Source organism: Mesorhizobium sp. M7A.F.Ca.ET.027.03.2.1 (assembly GCF_003999175.1).
In the GTDB taxonomy this organism is placed as follows: Bacteria; Pseudomonadota; Alphaproteobacteria; order Rhizobiales; family Rhizobiaceae; genus Mesorhizobium.
Genome location: NZ_RZOM01001597.1, coordinates 1 through 870, shown reverse-complemented (window position 1 = coordinate 870; position 870 = coordinate 1). Strand labels below are relative to the sequence as shown.

Genomic DNA, 870 nt, shown 5'->3' with positions numbered 1-870 from the left:
ACCTTCGGCAACATCACCATCGCCCTCGCCCCGGATCGCGGCCGCTCCGCCGACCGCCGCGCCGACTACCACGACCCGACGCTGCCGCCGCGCCATGCATTGCTCGCCTTCGGCCTGTGGCTGCGCAAGTCGCTCGGCGTCCACGCGCTTGTCCATGTCGGCGCGCATGGCACGCTGGAGTGGCTGCCGGGCAAGACCGTTGCGCTGTCGGAAGACTGCTTTCCCGAGATCGTCACCGGTGGATTACCCGTCATCTATCCCTTCATCGTCTCCAACCCCGGCGAAGCGGCGCAAGCCAAGCGCCGCATCGCCGCCGTCACCCTTGGTCATCTGCCACCGCCGCTGACCGGCGCCGGGCTCGACGAAAATCAACACAAGCTCGAGCGGCTGGTCGATGAATATGCCCAGGCCGACGGGCTCGACCGCCGCCGCCGAGACCGTCTGGCGAAACTGATCGTCGACACCGCGCAAAAGACCGGTCTCGCCTCCGAAGCCGGCGTCGCCGGGACCGACGCTCCGGACGAAGCGCTGCGCCGCATCGACGCCTGGCTCTGCGACCTCAAGGATTTTGCCATCAAGGATGGGCTGCATATCTATGGCCGCGCCCCTGAGGATGAGCCCGACGCCATGCGGCGACAAAGCGCTGACGCCGAGAAAGCGGCGCTTCTCGCCGCGCTCGATGGCCGCCACGTCAAGGCCGGCCCGGCCGGCGCGCCCGCTCGGGGTCGCTCGGACGTTCTGCCCACCGGCCGCAACCTGTTCACCTCGGACCCGCGCACCATGCCGAGGCCGACCGCCTATGATCTGGGCAAGGCAGCGGCGGAGGAGGTGGTGCGCGGCTACATGCAATCGCATGGCGACTGGCCGCGC

The 870-nt window shown here is 69.1% G+C and carries 1 protein-coding gene; it reads left to right on the top strand.

Translation table 11 applies throughout. The features are described from left to right. The coding region (locus EN750_RS36695; protein ID WP_189526771.1) for a cobaltochelatase subunit CobN at positions 1-870 on the top strand (870 nt) is incomplete at both ends.